Origin of the sequence: Nocardiopsis eucommiae (genome assembly GCF_965344335.1) — a bacterium.
GTDB classification, from domain to species: domain Bacteria; phylum Actinomycetota; class Actinomycetes; order Streptosporangiales; family Streptosporangiaceae; genus Nocardiopsis; species Nocardiopsis eucommiae.
Map to the genome: position 1 here is coordinate 15,629 of NZ_CBDRIY010000042.1, position 19,008 is coordinate 34,636.

A 19,008-nucleotide genomic window follows, 5' to 3' on the forward strand; every position below is an offset into this window, starting at 1 on the left:
TCGCGCTCCTCTCCTGGTTCCTGTCCTGTCACTCGGTCCCACACGGCGTTACTTGAACGGGTCCGGCCCCACACTGATGTGAACGTGGTCGACGTGGTTCTGGGTGTTGCTCCCGCGCCCGCCCGCGTACCGGGTGTTCTCCTCGTTCCACTCTCCGATCGGGTCGTTTCCGGCCGCCCACTTGCGTTCGTTCCACAGGATTCCGCTGATGTTCAGTTCCTCGGAGTTCGCGATCACGAAGTTGACGATGGTGTCCCCTGATCGGCGCATCTCGGCGGAGGGCACCTTGTTCAGCGGAGCCATCATGTAGTCGATGGCCTGGCCGTTGTGGTGGTTGCTGCTCGGCTCGTTGCGCTGTCCGCCAGCGGTCAGGAAGAAGCCCCCGAACTCGTCCTGGAGGAACTTGTGCATGTCACAGGCGTCCGGGTGCATCCGCCCCAAGGAGTCGCAGGGCACCGTGTCACCGGCCTGGACCACGCTCCCGCCGCCCGTGCTGGCGGTCCGGCACTCCTGGATCGCGGCGTCGCGGCGGTTCTGGTTGGCGTTGCTCACCGACATCGAGGCCTGCTCGAGGATGGAGTCCGCGAGCTCCTCGTCGGCCTCCCAGGACTTCATCTTCGAGAACCACACACGGGAGTTCTGGTAGCGGCTCTCGAGCCGGGGCTGGTTCACGGAGTTGTCCAGCGTCAGGCCCTCCCACTTGACCATCCAGTCCTCCGTGGCCTGCCGGATCGAGTTGTCGGAGTCCTCGATGAACGACTTGACGAACCGCACCCGGGTGGGGTCGTCGTCGGTCACCATGAAACTGAGCTGGGTCTCGAGCTCGTACCACTCGCCGTCGACCTTGTCGGCGTAGTCGGTGAGCATCGAGTTGCGGCCGTTGGTCCACTGGCCCAGACCGATGCCCACCAGGTCGATGGCGGGCCAGTCCGCGGCGTAGCCGGCGTCGATCAACTCGACCTTGAAACCCTTCTCCTCCGCGTCCTTCGTCCGCGGCCCGACCCGGTAGCGCTCGTTGTAGATCGTCTCGACGGTCGTCGGGTCGATGTAGGACTCCTGCTCGAAGTTGCCCAGGACCCCCGCGATGTTCTCGTCCCGCATACCCATGCCCGACAGGACCGCGTAGATCTGCTCGGCCATCTCGTCCATGGAGTCGCTGTCGCTCCCGGACTGGTAGTTGTCATCGATCTCGCTCACCACCGCCTCGGCCTGGGGACGGCAGTCGTCCACGCTGCCGTCGTGCTGGGCGGCCGTGTTGCCCTCTCCGGCGACACCCACCGCGACCATGGCGATCACGGCGAAGACCATGAGCACGGCGCCGACCCCCATGATCGCTCCCGCGATCACGCCTCCGCCCAGGGCCGCCGCGACGATCCCGCCGAGGACCAGTGCGGCGCCGACCGCGAACTTGACGGCCACGGTGGCCCAGAAGGCGACCATCTGCAACAGATTGATCGCCGAGGCCACCATCGAGGTGACCATGCCCTTGAGCCACTTGAGGAACTTCAGCAGGACCATGAGCTGGGACGCCATGTTGACGGCCGGGGCGACCGTCGCCGCTCCCATGCCCTTGCCTGCTCCTCCGCCCTTGCCCTTACCCTCCTCGGAGTCGCCCTTGGCGGCTGCCGAGGTCCCGGCCGCCCCTAACTCGGGGCCGCCGGCGCCTGCCTTCTTGGACGGATCACTCTCCTCCTCCGACTCACCCCCGTCGTCGGCCATGGCGCCCAGGATGCGCTTACCCGCCCCTTTGGCGCCGGGGACGCCGTCCTCGCCACCGACGCCCGGGACACCGCCGCCGCCCGATCCGAGACCGGGGACGTTGCCGCCCGACGCCATACCGGCGGCGTCACCCGCCGCTCCCAGGCCCGGGGTCCGGCCGCGTCGCGACCCGGAGCCCGGGAGTTCGGGGATCTCGTCCTCGCCGCCGATGCCCGACATGACGCCCTCTCCTCTTCCCTCAGCGCACCGTCTGGAATTTCTGAACCGCCCCGCCGTAGACCGGGGTCAGTAGGTGAGCAGGACCTCTTCGTCCCCGTTGACCGATCCGGCCGAGTCGACTCCGCGCAGCGTCACTTCCAGCTCCAGCAGTTCGCTGTAGGAGTCGACCTGGTAGGAGCTCTTGAGGCCGAGGTACTCCTGGTAGGCCTGGGTCGTGTTGTTCATGATGTCCCGCAGCGGTTTCATGGACTGGTTCGAGTGCCCGTACTCCTGCAGGTCGTTGCCGTCGGTGAGGATCCATTCCATCTCGTTGCCGGAGAAGAGGGTGCTTCCGTCCTCGGCTCGGGCCTTCTCGTTGAGGAACGTGACGTAGGAGCTCTCGTCCGCGGGCATGATCGCGTCCAGATAGCCCTCCTCGACCGAACCCGAACGCCAGTCGAAGTCGAAACCGCGTGGGTGCACCCACTCGGTCTCCAGCTCCAACGTGGACTCGTCCTCGCCCTCGGCCTCGTCACCCGTGACCGCGTCACCGGCGAGCTGCACCGGCACCTCGGGCGGTTCGATGAACACGCCGTCCACGTTGATCCGGCTCATCTCGCCGTCGTACTCGCCGATGCGGTTGAGCACCGCGCGCATCTGGAGGAGCTGCTCGTCCATCTGGGTACGGATCTCCTCCTCCTGCTCGGCCACCACCAGTTCGTAGTAGATGGCGACCGGGTCGACCCTGTTGCTGTCCAGGGAGGGGGCCTCCACCGTGCCGGAGGCTCCGGGGTTGACGAACACCCGCCACTGGTCGAACTCGGCGAAGCTGCCGTCGTCGCGAAGGTCCTGGCTGAGGTTGCGGCCCGCGTCCTCCGAATACACGAGTTCGCTGTTGGCACGCAGGGTCAGGCTCATGATCTGCTGGGCGAACGGGGCGTCGGAGTCGAGCACCACCCCGATGTATCCGGTGGAGCCGAAGACGATGATGGAGCCGGTGATGTTCGTGCCGAGCGCCTGGGTGTCGAGGCGCTCGTTCGACCCGGTGAGGAACGCCTGGTAGTTGGCCGCGTCGGCGGAGAATGATCCGACGCTGGAGTCACTGAACTGCATGAGCACCAGGGCGCGGTCACCGTCACCGTTCGTGTAGATCCCCTCGACCGTTCCGGAGAGTTCGGTCCTGGAGGTGGTGAACGAAGCCGTGTACAGCGCGGTCTCACTCAGCTGGGACCGGTTGTTGGCGACGGCAGAGGCGATGGTCCCGGTCAGGAGCATGGCGAAGGTGACGGTGAAACAGGCGGTCATGACCCCGAAACGCTCAATGGCGTGATGGGGACCCAGTTTCATCTTCTTCGCGTACGTCGTTATGGTTTCCTTCAAACTCACGTGACGTGCTCCTGCCGTGTCGCTCGAACATGGGCCTACCTGTGGAATGCGCAAAGGGTCGACGGCTTCTCGCGCCGCCGACCCTCATTCGTACCTACCGATGCACAACCATGATTCAGGACGATGGTGCGGTGGTGCCTCGTCGTGGACTAGCCGAGCCCCAGGAGAATCATGGCTCCACCGCCCAGGTCCTCGATGGTGGCCCTACCACCAGCGGCGATGGTGGAAAGGAGGCTGAATCCGCCGACCATGAGGGCACCGCCGACCAGAATCAGCCCGCCGACCTTGCCCCAACTGGTCTGGTCCTGCTGGGTGGCCATGAGCTTCTTGATGAGCAGGACGCCACCCCAGATCACGCCGACGGTGCCCATCAGGGCGAGGGCGGATCCGCCAGCCAGTCGCACGTAGTTGGTGGCGTTCTCGAGAAATGAGAGGAGGTCCCATGACGCGGAGGGGAGATTGCTCAGGTTCATTTTCGGTGGTCCTTGTCCTCGGGTCCTGGCCTGGATCGACTGTGAGGGAGTGTGAGGGCAGAAAGCTCAACAGGCCTGGGGTACGGATGAGGGTGCCAGTACCTCGGTCTTCCGTTCCAATGCGGGCTCTCTGAGGGCTGATTCTAACTGTCGGGTGTCGCGAGCGGCAACTTTGTCCATCACATTGTTAGCTCCGGATCAGGGGAAACTCCGAGCACCGTCACATTGACCAACTCCGGCCAACACGTGTGAGACCAAGCGGATCCACTCTCGCCTTTCCTCTCAACGATCAAAGGTTTTCCCAGTTACCAAAATCACTTTCGTTTCGGTCCACGCCTCCGGTTCCGCGGCGGGGTGCCCCCACCCGCGCTCGGCGGCTTCTTCGGGGTCGGCTGCGGCTGCGCGGGCTTGGGCGCACCACCGCTGACGCCTCCGACCGCACCGGCGACGTCGGACACGTTGCGTCCGGTGTCCGAGATCTGCTGCCCCTTCTGGACCCGCCGGTCGAGCCTGGGGGTGCTCTGCGGACGGTCGAGGGAGGACCTCCCGGCCTGTTGCGCGGTTCGGCTGGCCTCAGCGTTCCTCGACATGGCCGAACCGCGCCTCTCTGCGGCCTTGCCCGCCGACTCGACGGCTCCGGCCTTGTCCCCGACCACACCGCGCCCCACGGCCATCGCGGAGTAGCCGGCCGCCGCGACGCCGTCCTTGGCCGCCCCCAGCCGCTGTCTGTCCGCCTCCGCGTAACCCGCGGCGGACTGCCGGGCGGATTCGCCCATGGCCTTCATCGGGTCGTCGGACAGACCGTCCCGCTCGACCCGACGGCCGAGCTCGGCCTCACCCGCGGCGTTCCGCTCCTGGGCACTGGGTTCCAGTCCAGAACCCGAGCTGCCTCCGCCGGCCATCGCGGGATCGTCGGCCTCCAACTTGCCGTCGGTGTTGACGTCACCGCTCACCTTGGTGTTGTTGTCGGCCGTCATCGCGGCCGCTCCCGCTCCGGCTCCGAGACCCGCTGCGGCGGCCCCCGCGTTCGTCCCACCCGCGTTCGCACCCTTGAGGCCCTTGGGGTTCTTCATGCCCCGGGCTCCGTTCATCGACCGGTTGCCACCCGCCGCCGAGGCCTTCCCGCTGCCGGGCCTGTGCGGCCGCATGGTGTTGGGGGGCGTCTGGGCCTTGCTGTCGACGAACTTCTCGACCGCCTTGGTGACTCCGTCCTCGACCGCCTTGACCAGGGTCTTGCGCACACGCATCGCCATGATCGTGAAAAGGATGACGGCGACGATCGACACCAGGGTGACGACCATGTGCAGGAACCCTGATTGCTGGAGGAATTCCACGAACGCTGGCGGAGCTGGCGCTTCATTGCCGGTCAGGGCCCCGGAGAACGGGGCCGAGATGATCTCCGGCATCGCGAGCAGAAGAGCCAACACCAGCTTGTAGAGGAAGATCGTGACCAGGATCTCCATGATCATCGCGACCGTGTAGATGATGAACTTGGCGATGCCCGAGACCACGCCCACCACCGCGAACGGGATCGATCCAATCAGCTGGAAGGTGCGTCGGATGTTGGCCATCAACAGCCCAAGGGAGTAGCCGAGCCCGATGACGACGAACGCTCCCAGGAGAACCACGGCATGGATCCAGTAGATGAAACTCATGATGCCGGTACCCACGAGGTTCACCGAATTGTGGATGTACCGAGTCGCCTCACTGGTGGACTTGCCCGAAGAGTAGGAGGTGTAGGAGGTCGGCCCGAAATCCGTGTTGAGGTAGTTGTACATCGCCAACGGAGCGAGGTTACAGGCTGCGGGTACACCTCCCGTGTCAGCGATCTTGCGCCCACACGCCGCTTGCGTCCCCCGCTCGCTAATAAAATGGATCTTGTCGCTTCTATTTTCCCCCGATGCCATTTCTCGATTCGCAGTCAGTCCAGAGTCGGGAGCGACGGAGAGCAACGGGTTCGACTGAGCGTCTTCAAGATCCTGAAGGCTTGAGGGGCGCTCCATATACTCATCGAACCAGCTGGTCGCGTTTTCCATGTCCTCGGCGGCCACGGTCGACTTGGACTCGGACTCGAAAGAGGCGGCATTAACGTGATGGACATTCATGTACCGGTTCAGCATGTCACTGACCGCCGCGTAGTGCGAATCTTCGTAAGTCGAGCTGTCTCCCGCCAACATGTCACTACCCCAGGTCGCCTCCTCCCCTGAGAGCCGGACACGCCCCTCCGAGAATCCCAGAGAGTTGGCGTTGATCAGCAAAGCGGTGTCGCGAACAGCTATTTGAGAATCACCGGATGGCGCTTGATCCTTCACGTCCCATTCGATTACGGCCCCCGAGGGCACACGCAGGCGCTCCCGCATGGCCCAGGATTCGAAATCGAGGAAGGTGGAGAAAACTACTTCCGTTGCGGCTGAATTTCCCTCGTTAGTAGCCTCCTGCATCGAGTTGAGCACTCCGCTGTACATGGCCCCGATAATCGGTACCCCAACAGAGATGAAGACGAAGCGAATAAGGAATTTCTTCGTCGCAGCTCCACGGTCCATTCTCTTGAACAGCAGGAGACCCATGACGAAGACACCAAGAAAGACCGGAAGAAGCACAGCCCATGAAATCCCGACCAGCAGACCGTAACCGTAACCGACCAGAGCGACGAAATTGTCGGTCAGCCAATTAGTGTCGGACCCACCTTGGCCGCCGGTCATATTGTCGGCGAAATTTTGACCGGAGGTAGCCTGAACCCCGTCGTAGATCAGCCTGAAGGGGTTGAGCAGAATCAGAGTACTGAGAATGATCGACCAAAGGGAGTCGATGGCTGCCGCGACCATGAACAGGATCAGGACGATCCCGCCCATCATCCAACTGGAGAATCCGAGGGCGAGACCAGAGCTGGTGGAGTCGAGGCCCAAGCCGTTGAGACTTGCCCCGAAGAGCGCGTAGTTGCGGGCCCCTGAGGCGTGATCAAAGCCGGACCCTTGAGCTCCCACCAACGACCCGTAACCGACGTCGTTGGAGGACTGAGCGTTGCGTGAGTCGATCCATCCCCGCAGGATGTTGTACTGCTCGTCGGGGTACCCCAGCATCGATCCGGAACTGGCCGGATTCTGGATCAGCGCTTCCCAGTTTCCCCCGAGCTCGATCGTGTTGCCCGGCTCCTGGGCGGTCGAGAACAGAGCCGTCATTGACGAGGAGAGCCGGTAGAACGACAGGCTGTCCAGCTCGTCTTCTTCACCGCCGCTGTCTCCACCCCTGGCGCCACCGTCCCTGGCGCCGACGTCTGCCGACTCCTCCTCGTCCTCGTCTCCCTCGTCCTGTTGGACTTCCTCTTCGTTGTCACTGTCAGCGTGCGCGGGCAGCGAGTCGCCAGGCAGCATGGCCAACGGGAAGGCGAGGAGCATCGCCAGCACGGCCAAGCGCAACCACACGGCCAGGCGTCGCCAGGCACTGGTCCGCTCATGACCAGAGGACGGACCTCGCTGACCGCGTCCGAGCGCATCCTGCTCCACCGCTCGCTGCCGTTCCCTCACGTCCATCTAGAGGCCCCGCTTTCTGCGGTTGCCCTCGTTCGACGGGCTCTGGCCCTGCCTGCCCTTACCCGGTGCCTGGGTCGGCTTCCCGCTGCGCCTCTTCCGACTCGGCCTCATACGCTCACGCTGTTCGGCTTCCAGCCGTGCCTCGGCGCCCTCCGCCGCCACACGCCGTGCCCTCTCCTCGGCCATGTCGCCCTGGGCCTCCGCTATGGCCGAGGACTCCTCGGGACTGACTCGGTCATCGTGCTCCCGCTGTGCCGAGCCCAGGATCTGGGCTCGGCGCTCGGCGCGGGCGGGGTTGATTCCCAACGGGAGGTCCATGTGGAAGACGACGTTGGTGTGGCCCCGGCGCAGGTAGGCCAGGTTCTCCCCGCGTGTGGTCACCAACCGTTCCAGGTCGGGGGGGATGTCCTGGTGCAGCTGGCGCTGGTAGTTGGTGACGGTCGCGTCGCGCATCGTGCCGAGGATCGTCCAGTCGGCGGCGTCGAAGCGGTTGAACGCCTCGTCGGCGAGCATCCGGTCCACGTCGTTGTACAGGTAGGCCACGCGTCCGCCGCGCAGGAACAGGTGGGTGAACTGCTCGCTGAGATAGCCCTTGATCCGGTCGTCGATGTTCTCGGCACCGTGCAGGATCACCGTGTCGCCCAGGCCGAGGTTGTCCACGGCGAAGCCGATGACGTTGACCAACTGGGCCATCGCCACGCCCTTGCCGCGCTTGAGCAGCCGGGAGAAGTCGTAGAGCACTCGGCGGGCGTCGGCCACCCCGTCGATCTCGTCGTTGGTGTGGGTGTTGAACAGGTCGCCGTTGTTGTCCAGCAGGTCCTTGAAGACCAGACGCAGGATGTTGTAGGCGTGCAGCATCTCGTCGTCGCGGGCGCTGGAGTTGGAGAGCGCCCGGTACTGGGTGTCGAAGTAGGTGACGATGTCCTGGAGGCGCGGCACCTGGGTGTGCGGGATGCCGACCACGCGCAGCCGGTCCCGGTTGTGCTTGGCGTTACGCGCCCACATGCCCTTGTCCACGTAGAACTGGGTGAGCGTTTCCTTGAGTGACCCCCGGATGATGGAGCGGTCCGAGTCGGTGGTCTCGTAGGCCTGTTCGGCCATGAGGACGACCTTCTCCAGGTGGGCTGGGAAGATTCCCAGCTCGTCCTCGGTCCTGCCGAACATCTCGAACATGTTGATGTCGCCCGAGTTCATGTCGAGTCGGGCGGTGATCCTGTCCAGCCGCGGCCCCAGGTCGTCCAGGCGAGCCCCGTTCAGGACGATGTGCACGGTGCGGGCGTTGGACAGCAGGGCCGACTGGGAGATCTTCGACCCCCACATGTCGGGGATGTGCGCCCGGTTCAGCACCGGGTTGACCCCGTTGTCGGCCACGACCACGTGGTGCTCGTAGTCGTTGACGTCGAAGAGCACCGCCGAGTTGTTGACGTCACCGATCATCGAACCGACGTACTCGCCCGCCGGGTCGTTGAGACCGTTGGTGACCAGGGAGTGCGATCCGGCGAACTCCACGCTGGTGAAGTGGAACCCCTTTCCGCGCTTGCGCTCGTTCTTCCCGAAGAGGTTGGTCAGTTCCTGGCGCTGCTCACCCGGGTAGGCCGCCACCTTGACGGTGCCGAAGCGGTCGATGTAGAGCCGACTGATCCGCTCGACGGCCTCGTCGAGGACCTCCAGACTGGGCCCGCGGACCAGGAGGCGGTTGTGCACGTGCAGGTAGCTGGCGCCGTCCTGGATCTCACCGGCGACGATCTCCATGTCGTCGCTGATCTTCGCGGACTTGCGCCGGGACGTCATGGTGCCGGCCTGCGCCTGCTCGCCCTCCTCCATCCGGTCGAGCTTCTCGACCGTCTTGAGCTTCTCCTCGATCCACTTCTCGCCCATGCGCCGGACCTGTTCGAACATCACCACGGTGACACCGTCGGGCAGTCCGTTGGGGATGCGGTTGATGCCCCAGAACGCACCGAAGTCGTCACGCGCCCCGTCGTCGTGGAAGAAGCCCAGGACACAGGCGTAGCGGTTGTCGACCCGGAAGTAGTCGCTCCGGAAGACGTAGCGCTCCCTGGGCTTGATCGCGAGGAGGTGCGGATAGTCGTCGAAGGTGCCGGAGAGCTGGTTCGCCGCCTTCTCGGCGGCCCTCTCGGCGGCGCGGCGTTCCTTGTCGCTCGGCGCTCGGTCGGCATCGGCCTGTTCGGAGTCGCCCGTGACGGCGTCGCTCGAGACACCTCCGCGCCGGTCGGCCCGGGCCCTGGCCTTCTCGGCCTTTCGTTTGACCTTGTCGGCCCTGCGCTTTCGCTTGCCGCTCTGCGGTTCGTCGTCGTTCGGGCCGTGGCCCGCAAGGTCGGGGAAGAGCTCGCTGAAGGTCGGCGCCTTGGCACTCGTCGGCTGGCCGGTCCACTGGGCGAGCGCGTCCTGGTCCGGGGACGCCGAGCCCTGGCCGCCGTCCGGGGTCCCGACGGGCCACTGCCCGTGCGGGGGCCCGGACGCGCCGCCAGGAAACTGTGCTCCGGTGCTCATGCGCGCCCTTCACTTTCTCCGCGTTCGTCGACCGATACTCTGCGCAGCGTCATGTCCGGGCTCGTCTCACCCTTCGGCGGTGTAGATGGTCCGCAGCATTTCGAAGAGGTCGTCGGCGCCCAGCATGGAGGCCTGCTTGATCATCAGGCTGGAGCCTTCGACCTCGGCCTTCACCAGGGCGTGCGCCCTCCGCAGGGCCTCCGGGTTGTCGGCCTTGACGACCAGGTACTGGTGGATGGAGTTGAACTGGCCGCCCACGTAGTCCTTGAGGATCGAGTACCGCTCGTCGAGCAGTTCGAAGAGTTCGGGATCGCGGTTCTCCAGTCCCTGGTTGAGCAGTTCGAGGTTGCCGAGCTGACGGTAGACCCGCTGTGGTTCCTTGGTGGTGATCCAGACGTAGTCGACGCTGGTGTCGACCTTGCGCCAGAACGCGTCCACCCGGTTGAGGATGGCCTTCTTGTCCTCTTCGAAGACCAGGACCGAGGCGGAACCGACCACCAGGTAGGCCTGCCCCACGGTGCCGTCCGCCCAGTCGATGCGACCGTTGTCGTCGACACCCCTGATGTTCGTCACCGAGGCGAAGGGACTGGGGTCGGAGCCGCGCCGGGTGACGACGCGGCGGGCGGGACGGGGCACGTACTCCAGGAGCGCGGGCAGGGAGGTGAACCGCATCTCCTTGGTGTTGGAGTACCGGCCGAAGAAGGCAGTGGCCGCCAGCCACCAGACGGCCACCAGGAAGATGAGCCAGCCGTCGGCACTGGACACGAACGTGGACGTGCAGACCCAGAACAGGACCATCACGGAGGCGAGCCAGAACAGGAGCACCTTCGTCGGCACCGGGCGCATCTGGAACCCGCCACCGGCCAGAGCGATCTCGTGGTCCAGGAAGGACCGGTTCAGGCTGGTGGGGATCTTGAAGGTGCTCTTGGCCACGCCACGTACTCCGTTTCCACTCGTAGTCGAGCAACACCGTGCGACCGCGAAGGGACGGTGCCCGCCGGTTCGACGGTCGGACTCGTCCACCCGCGGCCGCCCGACACGAGCTGCCTGCGAACGCAGCACTCGGCGGAGAGCCGGGGCGCTCCGCCACCGATGTCGGTGCGGTCGGTGGTCTGGTCAGTGCACCGCCTGTCGGACGGCGGCTGACGGGGGTCGGTCTGTCAGGGGGCCGGCGTGCCGTGGCCGGCTTCACGGTTCTTCGCGGAGGAACTCCACTCCCTGCTCAGCGGACTGAGAGGGGAGGGGCGACCCGAGGTCCGGGAGTGGGGAGTCGATCGTGTGGCAGTCTCGACCCGACCGGGGGTTCGGTGGAGTGAGGCCCGCACGTACCCGCGTCCCGAGTCACTCTCCGGCAGAAGCGAGCAGCACGCGGGAGGAGGGGGCCTCTCCCTCGGCCGTTCACGTTCGTCGTCAGGATCGTGTTCCGGGGTGAGTCCCGCTCCTCTTGTGGGGTGAACTCGAACTTCACGGGTCTGCTTCTCCGCTCTCGTGCCCACACGGCCAGATCGCCTTGCGTGGTGTGAGTTGCGCTGTGCGTATCCGCAGTTCTCATTTTGACAGGATTTATCTCGCCCTGCGGCTGTCACTTCCGCTGCACGGAGAGGAGTTCCCAAGAGGGCCCCAGGTGTCCCGCGAGGTCAAACGCACAGCGAGAACGCACAGAGACCAGAATGTGACGGATGGCCGAAATCGGCCATGTGATGCACTTCACATCAAAAATTGCCGAGTGGTAACGGAATCCGACTCCGCCCTGTTCACAGGCCGATCAGAGGCCCCGTTCACTCCCACTCCGCAGTCCCCGGGTCGACGCCGTGGGCCAAGGCGTTGGCGTTGATGGCGTCGCGGAGCCAGACAGCCAGGCCGGGTGCGAGACCGTCGTAGTGGGCACTGAAGCCCGGATCGTCCACGTTGGTCTGACCCAGGATCACCTGCATCGAGTGCGTGCAGTCGAAGTAGACGCCCATCGACCCCCGGTGCCGTTCGGCCAGGACGTTCGCCTCCCGAGTCCCCGGCTCGACACCGGCCCGCAGCGCGTCCGCCAGAGCGGCGTTGAGTTCCGAGACCTCCTTCGCGACCTGTCGCCAGTCCTCGGCGGTTCGCTCCGCCGCGCGCTCGGCGAACTGCGCCCACTGCCGCGTGTCGCCCCAGCGTTCCCGGGCCTGCGCCGCCCAGGAGGGCCGCCAGTCCGCACCGAAGATGGCGACCTGCTCCTCAGCGGACAGCAGGACTCCCTCCCGCCGCGCCTCGGCCATCCGGTCCAGGGCATCCACCATCCGGCCCAGCTTCCGGATGCGTCCGCGCAGCAGGTCCCGCTGTTGGAGCAGGGTCTCCGTGGCCTCCTCAGCGTCCGCCTCCAACAGCCGGGCGACCTCCTCCAGGGAGACCCCGAGCTCCCGGTACACGATCACGCGGTGGATGCGGGCGATGTCCGAGGCCGTGTAGATCCGGTAACCGGAAGCGGAGCGTTCACTCGGCCCGGCCAGTCCGATCTCGTCCCAGTGATGCAGTGTGCGAACGGTGACCCCGACGAGTGCGGCCACCACTCCGACGGTCGTGGCCCGGCCACCCGTCGCTCCGCCGTTCATCGGCTGCCCACCGGCCTCTCACCCATGAGTACGCACTCTCCTGATCACACGGCACTTCCGCGGGTGTCACCGCTTCGGTGACTTCCGGGCGGTCGGCACGGCCGCGGCGAAAGGCCCTTCAGGATTGAGTTCCCTTTAACGAGGAATCACCACAATAGGCGACAAGTCGTAAGGTAGTGCGCGAATCGGCTCGAACACGAGGAGGAGTTCATGCCCCCGAACAGAGCCAACTTGCACAGGCGGCGCTCACTCAGTCTGCGCCGTCTCCTCGGCGCGTTCGTCGCCGTGGCGATGCTGTGGGGTCTGTTCTGGCTGGCGTTCCAGTCCGGGTTGGCCGCCCCCCTGGTGGAACTGGCCGGTCCCGCGATCGCGCAGGTGATCGCGATGATCAACGATCCGCTGGGGATCGACTGGGGCGGTCAACTGTTGGCGCTCTCCGCGATCGCCATCCCCCACATGCTGGTGCTGCTCTTCATCTTCGAATAGGGCCCGGCCACCACGAAGGGGTGCGCGGAAGGATCTCCCTCCCGCGCACCCCTTCGTCCGTGCTGCCGCTCCCACGGGTCGAAGCGGAGCCACAAGGTCGACGAGTGGGACGTCAGTCCCGCTGTTCCGGGTACCCGTCCGTTTCGGCCGACCGCTCATCGTCCCAGCCGATACCCCCGCCCCGGGCCTCACGCTCCCGCCGCGACTCCTCCATCTCCTCCCAGAGCTCATCGTCCTCGCCGGGCACGAAACCCAGGAGTCCCTTGAAGTCGATCGCATCCAGGATCGACTCCTTCGGCTCTTCCACCGCGCCGCCTTCCTCCGGTCCGGTTCCGTTCGCCCATCACCCGCCGTGGTGGCCGCTCAGCCCCCGTATTCCGGGCCCTGCACACCGCCGTGGACCTGGTTGGTGCGCACGCGCGAACGATCACGTGAGGCCAGTCTCCGTAGCTCCGCACCCACCTGGGAGGGCTTCCTGCGCACGCCGTTCTTGACCGACGCCTGCTGGTGCAGGGTCTCCGGCCCCGGGTTACGGTACTGGGTGGCCGGTGCGGAGTGCTGCCCGGAGCTCCGCTGGTCGGCCGCGGCCTGTCTGGGACCGGCCTGCGGGGTGGGGGCACCCTGAGCCGCCCTACTGTCGACCACTTCGCCGTAGGAAACGTAGTCCTCGTAGGACTCCGGGAGCGAGCTCGCGTCCGGCCCCGCCAGGAGCGGCTCGTTCCGCTGCCCGCGTTCGCGGGCAGCCTTCTGGCCGGAGGCGCGGTACCTCCCAGCGAGGTCACGCGTCTCCCGCTCCCATTCGGGCCCGGCGGTCCGACGGAACTCCGCCGCCTTCTTGGGGTGCGTCCTCTCCACCGTCCTGACGGACTCCTGGAGCCCGTTCATGTAGGCGACCCTCTGCTGCTGGTCGGTGAGCCCGTCGGCGCGCATGGAGGAGAACATCGCCCCGGCCCGGCCCATGCGCGCGCGTGCCTTGGGGTCCCCGGTCGTCTGGGCCATTTCAGGATGCTTACGGACGTCGGCCCCGGCGGCGTACTGCTTCATGGTCTCGTTGAATTCCGCCGGGGTCCGCGCACTGGCGAGTTCGCCGTACATGGTCCGGGCCACCGCGGTTCTGTGCCCCTTGGGACCCATCGGCCGACGTGGGGTCATCGCCCCCTCGGACTTCCTGGTGCCGCCGTACGCGTCGTCGTAGTCGCCGGTCCAGAGCTGCGCGTTCTCGGGGGAACCGGGCATCCTGACCGTCTGGGGCTCGGACTTGGCGAGTCGGCCGTGCCCCAGTTCGGCGAAGGTCGCCGCCTGCGCGGGATCGCGTTCCATGAGCTGACCGGCGATGACGCGTGTGTTGCGCTCCACGGCGGCGCGGTCCAGGCCGTCGGCCTGCGCGTCGCTGTAGAGCAGCTTCAGCGCGCTCTCGTACTGCTGCCTGACCTTCGCCGGGTCGGCGCCGGGCCTGCGCATCTCGTCGTGGGCGTTCTGGAGGATGGCCACGTGCGTGAGCGCCGCACTGTGCTCGGTGAACGGGTCACGGTTGTCGCGCTCCACCCGGTCCATACGCTCCAGCCGCTTGCGGTGCCTGCGGCTCATGCTCTCGCGGCCCTCACCGGTCTTGGCGAGGCGTTCGCTCTCCTTCTGGCGGGAGACGGCGCCCTTGTCCACGATTCGGGCCTCGCGCCGCTCCTGGCGCTTGACCTTGTCGGTGACGGCTGCGAGCACCCCCGGACGGTCACCACCCGCCCTGCTGCGACGCTTGGGCGAGAGAGCCCACATCGCCGTTCCCACGGTCACCTTCGCGACCATGCGCTTGGGGAGGAGGCCGAGCTTGACAGCGCCGAGGCAGGCACGCGCCGACTTCGCGGCGAAGCCACTGTGCTTGCGCCGCATCTTTCGGCGTTGGGCGTCCTGCGTCTCACCCGGGCTGGTGATGCCCGAGGCCCGCATCTGTCTGAGGTAACTCGACCGTGCCTGGTCCAGGTCGACCTGGAGTTGGGCCGCCGGGTCGGGGTTGCGGCCACGGGCGTCGCGCTTGGCCTTCTTCTGCCTGCGCTCCACCCCGTTGTCGTACGCCTTCTGCTGGAGGCGCTGCGGGACGACCTTGCTGGTGAGACGTTGCGTTGGTTGACCAGTGCCGGGACCGCCGCTGGTAGCCGAACCCGGTGACACCGGTTCCGGATATCGAGTGGTATCCAGCTTCCTCTTCTTCTGCACCTTCGCCACGGCCAGTTCCTTCCTTGTCCGTTGTGCCCCGCCTCAGTTCAGCGATGGACCGTCGTCGTGTGCCTGGCACGCTTCCACCAAACGAGTCGACCAGTGGTGGCTCCACGGCGCGGCCGCTTCGTTATGGATGAGCAAGTTGACGTAGCAGTGAATTTTTTCATGTTGACTGCTTCACGCCCTCCCTGTTTGGGCACTGACGCAGATAGCCACTGCCTTCACCATCGCGAGTCATCCATTTCTTCAAATGCCATATTATCCCGAACATGACCCGGTCTATCAATGTCATCGAACAGCAATGGCTGACACTACTGACTTCCCTGGTCACCGCCACGAAGCCAACAAGCGCGAGGGAAGAGCCCGGGAGACACGCCTCCCGGGCGCTACAGGTGGGGAGCGAGTGAACGGTGAGGGACGAAGGCTATCCCTTGACCCAACTTCCGTTACTGTCCAACTGCCAGCTACGCGCCTCAATACCATGGACGAACAGTTCACCGCTACTCATGACGGAGACCTCGGCCCCAATGAAGAAGGTCGTCCCGCCCTTGTCGTTGGTCCGCACGAATCTCACCTCGGCGGTGTCACCGTCATCGGCCGGCGAGAGGCCACACTTCAGCTGGACCACCGCCGAGGAGTAGTCCTCTTCCATGTCGGTATCATTCGGGGCTTCATTGGTAAAGGCGTTGAACGCGGCTTCCTGTGGTGGCCTGGTTTCATAGTGATTCTCAGCGAACTCGGTGAGACGCGCGAAGTCAGCATCGGTGTAGTCGAAGTCGTACTTCACAGCGCACTGCGAGGGGTCTTCGGCTTCGGTCGCAGTCAGGGTCACGGAATCGACCACACGATTTTGCGAATACTCCTGGTCCATCTCGAGTAGCTCATCAGGAACTCTGAACTCGATGGTCTCAGCCGGCCCCATGGTCAACTCGGTGAAATCGAACACGTTCGAAGACTCAGTGTCCCCAGCCGACTCCACCGGATCATCGGCGGAACCAGTCCCCTCGGATGGCTCAGAAGAAGAGCAGGCAGTCAGGGCGAAGACAGCGGCCAGGCTCGCAGCCGCCAGCCGCACAGGAGGATTAATGCTGGTCACGGGGTTGATCTCCTCAAACTCGGCTGAAACCCAGGGATCATAACGCTCTCTGTTTTACCGCACCGCGATGAACTCCGGAATCCCGGACCCGAGACGTCACCCGCACCGCAACGAAGCACCAGTGGCCGAGAAGTACCGAGGAAGCACCCGACCCACCGCTTCACCTCGGGTTTTGCTGACTTCACCGTTGTCACGGGGACCATTCCCCGCTGCTAGTTTCCAGACATGCGAACTGACGGACGGGAAGAAACTCCGGCGTCGGGCACTACGGCCCCCGCCCGTTCACGGCTGCTGGTGCCGGACCTGGCACGCGGAGCGGCACTCCTGCTCGTGGCCGTCGGCAACGTGCATTTCTGGTTCCGGCAGGATCCCGGAGCCTCCGAAGCGTGGGAGAACCTCCTCTCCACGCTACTGTTTCTCCTGGTGGATGTGAGGGTCTATCCGCTTTTCTCGTTGCTGCTCGGTTTCGGGCTGGCCATGGTGGCGCGCGGGTCGGTGCGGGCCGGGCTGGACTCCGGGCTCGATCAGCGAGGGGCAGAGCGCCGGACCGTCGCGCTGTTGCGCAGGCGGGGGATGTGGCTGGTGGTGTTCGGCGGGGTACACGCCCTGGTCTTCGCGCAGGACATCCTGGGGGTCTACGGGCTCGTCACGATCCTGGTCGCGGGGATCGTCACCGCACACCGTTGGCGGGTCGCGCTGGCGCTGGGGGCCGTCGTCTGTGCGCTCTCCACGCTGTTCCTGCTGGTGGCCGGGCCCGAGGCGGCCCTGACCCGGGGGTACGGTGCGGCCGCTCAGCTCCTGTTCGAGGAGGGGTTGCTCGGGGTCGCGACCAGTCTGGCGCTGTGGGTCGTCGTGGCTCCGGCGACGGCGCTGACCTCCATGGTGGTGCCCAGTGTCCTGCTCGGCGCGTGGCTGGCGGGGCGCGGGCCGATCGAGCGACCTGGCCGGTACCGGCCACGGTTGGCCGCGCTGGTTCTGGTCGGGCTGGTCGTGCCGGTCGTCGTCACTCCGGTGCTCTGGGCCGGATCGGGTGGCACCGGGGCCCCGGCCCGGGTGCTCGTCGCCTGGCACCAGGGACTGGCCGGGGTCCTGGCGGGGGCCGCGTGCCTGGCCCTGATCGCGCTGGTCGCCTCCCACCGCACGGCCGGGACGGGTGTCCTCGGACGGGCGCTGACGGCCACCGGGCGGCGTGCCCTGTCGGCCTACCTGGCGCAGACCGTGCTCATGGCCTGCACGGCCGGAGCGCTGCGCCTGGGCGGGGTCGACTCGTTGGCGCTGGCCTGGCAGCTGGTGGTCGCGGTGGTCGTCTGGTCGGTCTCGGTGCTGCTCTGCTCGGTGGCGGAGCGCCACGGGGTGCGCGGGCCCGCCGAGCGGTCGCTGCGTCAGCTGGTGGCCGGGAGCCCGCGGGGCTGACGGCCCGGGTGCACCGCGACCAGCACGGCCGCCGCACCTGCGAGCGCGGGGCAGAACACGGCGGGAGTCGCCAGCACCTCGATCAGGGGCACCGGCACCAGGGCCGAGGCGAGGTTGAACAGCGCGTGCAGCACGATGACCGGCCAGAGCCGGTTGACGTGCTCGTACACGAAGGCCAGCAGCACCCCCAGCGGCAGCGCCACCGCGATCTGCACCAGGTTGCCGTGCAGGGCGGCGAAGACCAGCGAGCTGACCAGGGCCGAGACGACCACCGGCCAGCGGCGGCGGAGCAGCGGGTGGACCAGGCCGCGCATGAGCGCCTCCTCCCCCGCCGGGGCCGCCACGATCATGGCGAACAGCAGGAGGAGGACCGGGACCGCGTTCTGGGCGCCCTGGACGGAGTCGAAGGCCGAGGAGCCGTACCGGGCGTGGAGCCAGAGGGCCAATGCCTGGCCCCCGAAGAAGCACAGCACCAGGCCGAAGAGGACCAGCCCCCAGAACCCGGGGTCCTGCGCGCGGGCGGAGAGGGGCCCCGGCGCCCAGGTGCCGTTCTGCCAGCGCCGCCAGACCACGACGGCACCCAGGATCACCAGTCCGGAGACGACCGCGCCGAGCACCGCGGAGCCGGAGAGCAGCGCCACGGAGAGCGAAGTGGAGACGTACAGGGCGAGTCCGGCGGCGCACTGGGCGGTGATCGCCCACCAGGAGGACGACCGTCCGGTGCTCACACTCGGCGCGCTCACCTAGGCGTTCTCCGCTTCGCCCCGGGACTGGCGGTTGGCCTCGGCGGCCTCCCGCTCGGTGGTCACGTGCATGATCTGACGCACCCAGGAACCGTCCTGGTACCGCCGCACGCCCTGTTCGGGCGGGCACATCACGAGGATGCGGAGCCCCAGCTGCTCGGCCTGGTCGAGCACGAGGCCCGGCAGGGTCCCGATGCCGAACTCGGCCTGCGGGGCCCCGTCCTCACGCACGGTCGGGATGAGCATGAGGTTGGCGTCGAGCGAACCGATCCGGTCGGACTCGACCCTGACCGTCCCGGCCGCGGCCTCGCGCAGCCGGGGGGCCTCCGCCATGGTGACGTCCTCACCGGGGACCGGGACGGGCTCGGTGTCCGGGTCCTCGCCCGGGATCAGCTGACCGAAGTCGAGCAGGTCGTAGGGCACGCCCTCCCCTTCGAGGGCCAGGGCGACGGCGACCCCGGGCAGCGTGGTCAGGTCCACCAGTCCGCGTTGGACACCCAGGCTTCCCACCAGGCGGGCGACGGTCGCGCGCAGCAGGAAGGTCGTCGCTCCGGGGTCCGCGACGAAGGCGACGGTCCGCTCCACACGCGGTTCTTCGGTGCGGCCCTCGTCGGTTTCGGTGGTGCCGCTTCTGGTGTCGCTCATGAGTCGTTCCCG

The 19,008-nt window shown here is 66.5% G+C and carries 14 protein-coding genes; 2 read left to right on the forward strand and 12 right to left on the reverse strand.

Annotated features, from left to right (window positions below; all coding sequences use genetic code 11):
* Nucleotides 1-48: 48 nt before the first annotated feature.
* From ACRWK8_RS22390 to ACRWK8_RS22420, 7 genes are all read right to left on the reverse strand, one after another.
* On the reverse strand, nt 49-1,938 hold the full coding sequence (locus ACRWK8_RS22390; protein WP_431872685.1) for a phage tail tip lysozyme: 1,890 nt from the start codon (nt 1,936-1,938) through the stop codon (nt 49-51).
* A 66-nt stretch (nt 1,939-2,004) separates the two neighbouring features.
* Nucleotides 2,005-3,222: a hypothetical protein gene (locus tag ACRWK8_RS22395; protein WP_431872687.1), complete on the reverse strand. Its 1,218-nt coding sequence runs from the start codon at nt 3,220-3,222 to the stop codon at nt 2,005-2,007.
* 230 nt (nt 3,223-3,452) lie between these two features.
* Nucleotides 3,453-3,776 (reverse strand): hypothetical protein, encoded by a 324-nt coding sequence (locus tag ACRWK8_RS22400; RefSeq protein ID WP_431872689.1) that lies wholly within the window; start codon nt 3,774-3,776, stop codon nt 3,453-3,455.
* A gap of 314 nt (nt 3,777-4,090) precedes the next feature.
* Complete coding sequence (locus tag ACRWK8_RS22405; RefSeq protein WP_431872691.1) at nt 4,091-7,180, reverse strand: hypothetical protein; 3,090 nt, start codon at nt 7,178-7,180, stop codon at nt 4,091-4,093.
* 126 nt (nt 7,181-7,306) lie between these two features.
* Nucleotides 7,307-9,817: a hypothetical protein gene (locus ACRWK8_RS22410; protein ID WP_431872693.1), complete on the reverse strand. Its 2,511-nt coding sequence runs from the start codon at nt 9,815-9,817 to the stop codon at nt 7,307-7,309.
* A gap of 66 nt (nt 9,818-9,883) precedes the next feature.
* Entirely contained in the window at nt 9,884-10,750 is an 867-nt protein-coding gene (locus ACRWK8_RS22415; RefSeq protein ID WP_431872695.1) for a hypothetical protein, read from the reverse strand.
* An 845-nt stretch (nt 10,751-11,595) separates the two neighbouring features.
* Nucleotides 11,596-12,357, reverse strand: coding sequence for a MerR family transcriptional regulator (locus tag ACRWK8_RS22420; RefSeq protein ID WP_431872697.1), 762 nt, complete (start codon nt 12,355-12,357; stop codon nt 11,596-11,598).
* Between the two features lie 255 nt (nt 12,358-12,612).
* Between ACRWK8_RS22420 and ACRWK8_RS22425 the strand changes: the two genes are divergently transcribed.
* Nucleotides 12,613-12,888: a hypothetical protein gene (locus ACRWK8_RS22425; RefSeq protein ID WP_431872699.1), complete on the forward strand. Its 276-nt coding sequence runs from the start codon at nt 12,613-12,615 to the stop codon at nt 12,886-12,888.
* Nucleotides 12,889-13,000: 112 nt separating this feature from the next.
* Here the strand turns inward: ACRWK8_RS22425 and ACRWK8_RS22430 are convergent, their stop codons facing one another.
* The 3 genes from ACRWK8_RS22430 to ACRWK8_RS22440 form a co-directional block, all read right to left on the reverse strand.
* The gene (locus ACRWK8_RS22430) at nt 13,001-13,195 is read right to left on the reverse strand and encodes a hypothetical protein (RefSeq protein WP_431872701.1); all 195 of its coding nucleotides are present in this window, start codon (nt 13,193-13,195) and stop codon (nt 13,001-13,003) included.
* Between the two features lie 56 nt (nt 13,196-13,251).
* Nucleotides 13,252-15,105, reverse strand: coding sequence for a hypothetical protein (locus ACRWK8_RS22435; protein ID WP_431872703.1), 1,854 nt, complete (start codon nt 15,103-15,105; stop codon nt 13,252-13,254).
* 418 nt (nt 15,106-15,523) lie between these two features.
* Complete coding sequence (locus ACRWK8_RS22440; RefSeq protein WP_431872705.1) at nt 15,524-16,195, reverse strand: hypothetical protein; 672 nt, start codon at nt 16,193-16,195, stop codon at nt 15,524-15,526.
* Between the two features lie 225 nt (nt 16,196-16,420).
* Between ACRWK8_RS22440 and ACRWK8_RS22445 the strand changes: the two genes are divergently transcribed.
* The gene (locus ACRWK8_RS22445; RefSeq protein WP_431872707.1) at nt 16,421-17,608 is read left to right on the forward strand and encodes a DUF418 domain-containing protein; all 1,188 of its coding nucleotides are present in this window, start codon (nt 16,421-16,423) and stop codon (nt 17,606-17,608) included.
* On the opposite strand, the gene ACRWK8_RS22450 is transcribed toward ACRWK8_RS22445, so the two are convergent.
* Nucleotides 17,578-18,351 carry a CPBP family intramembrane glutamic endopeptidase gene (locus ACRWK8_RS22450; RefSeq protein WP_378746318.1) on the reverse strand — a complete coding sequence of 258 codons (774 nt, stop codon included), beginning with the start codon at nt 18,349-18,351 and terminating at the stop codon, nt 17,578-17,580. The genes ACRWK8_RS22445 and ACRWK8_RS22450 overlap by 31 nt on opposite strands.
* A complete protein-coding gene (locus tag ACRWK8_RS22455; protein WP_431872709.1) occupies nt 18,352-18,996 on the reverse strand; it encodes a hypothetical protein in 645 nt (214 codons plus the stop codon).
* Nucleotides 18,997-19,008 lie beyond the last annotated feature (12 nt).

Bases quoted from the DNA above. Each gene is read 5' to 3' on its own strand.
- ACRWK8_RS22390 (WP_431872685.1), bottom strand. From the start codon at position 1,938: ATGTCGGGCATCGGCGGCGAGGACGAGATCCCCGAACTCCCGGGCTCC.
- ACRWK8_RS22395 (WP_431872687.1), bottom strand. From the start codon at position 3,222: ATGACCGCCTGTTTCACCGTCACCTTCGCCATGCTCCTGACCGGGACC.
- ACRWK8_RS22400 (WP_431872689.1), bottom strand. From the start codon at position 3,776: ATGAACCTGAGCAATCTCCCCTCCGCGTCATGGGACCTCCTCTCATTT.
- ACRWK8_RS22410 (WP_431872693.1), bottom strand. From the start codon at position 9,817: ATGAGCACCGGAGCACAGTTTCCTGGCGGCGCGTCCGGGCCCCCGCAC.
- ACRWK8_RS22425 (WP_431872699.1), top strand. From the start codon at position 12,613: ATGCCCCCGAACAGAGCCAACTTGCACAGGCGGCGCTCACTCAGTCTG.
- ACRWK8_RS22445 (WP_431872707.1), top strand. From the start codon at position 16,421: ATGCGAACTGACGGACGGGAAGAAACTCCGGCGTCGGGCACTACGGCC.
- ACRWK8_RS22455 (WP_431872709.1), bottom strand. From the start codon at position 18,996: ATGAGCGACACCAGAAGCGGCACCACCGAAACCGACGAGGGCCGCACC.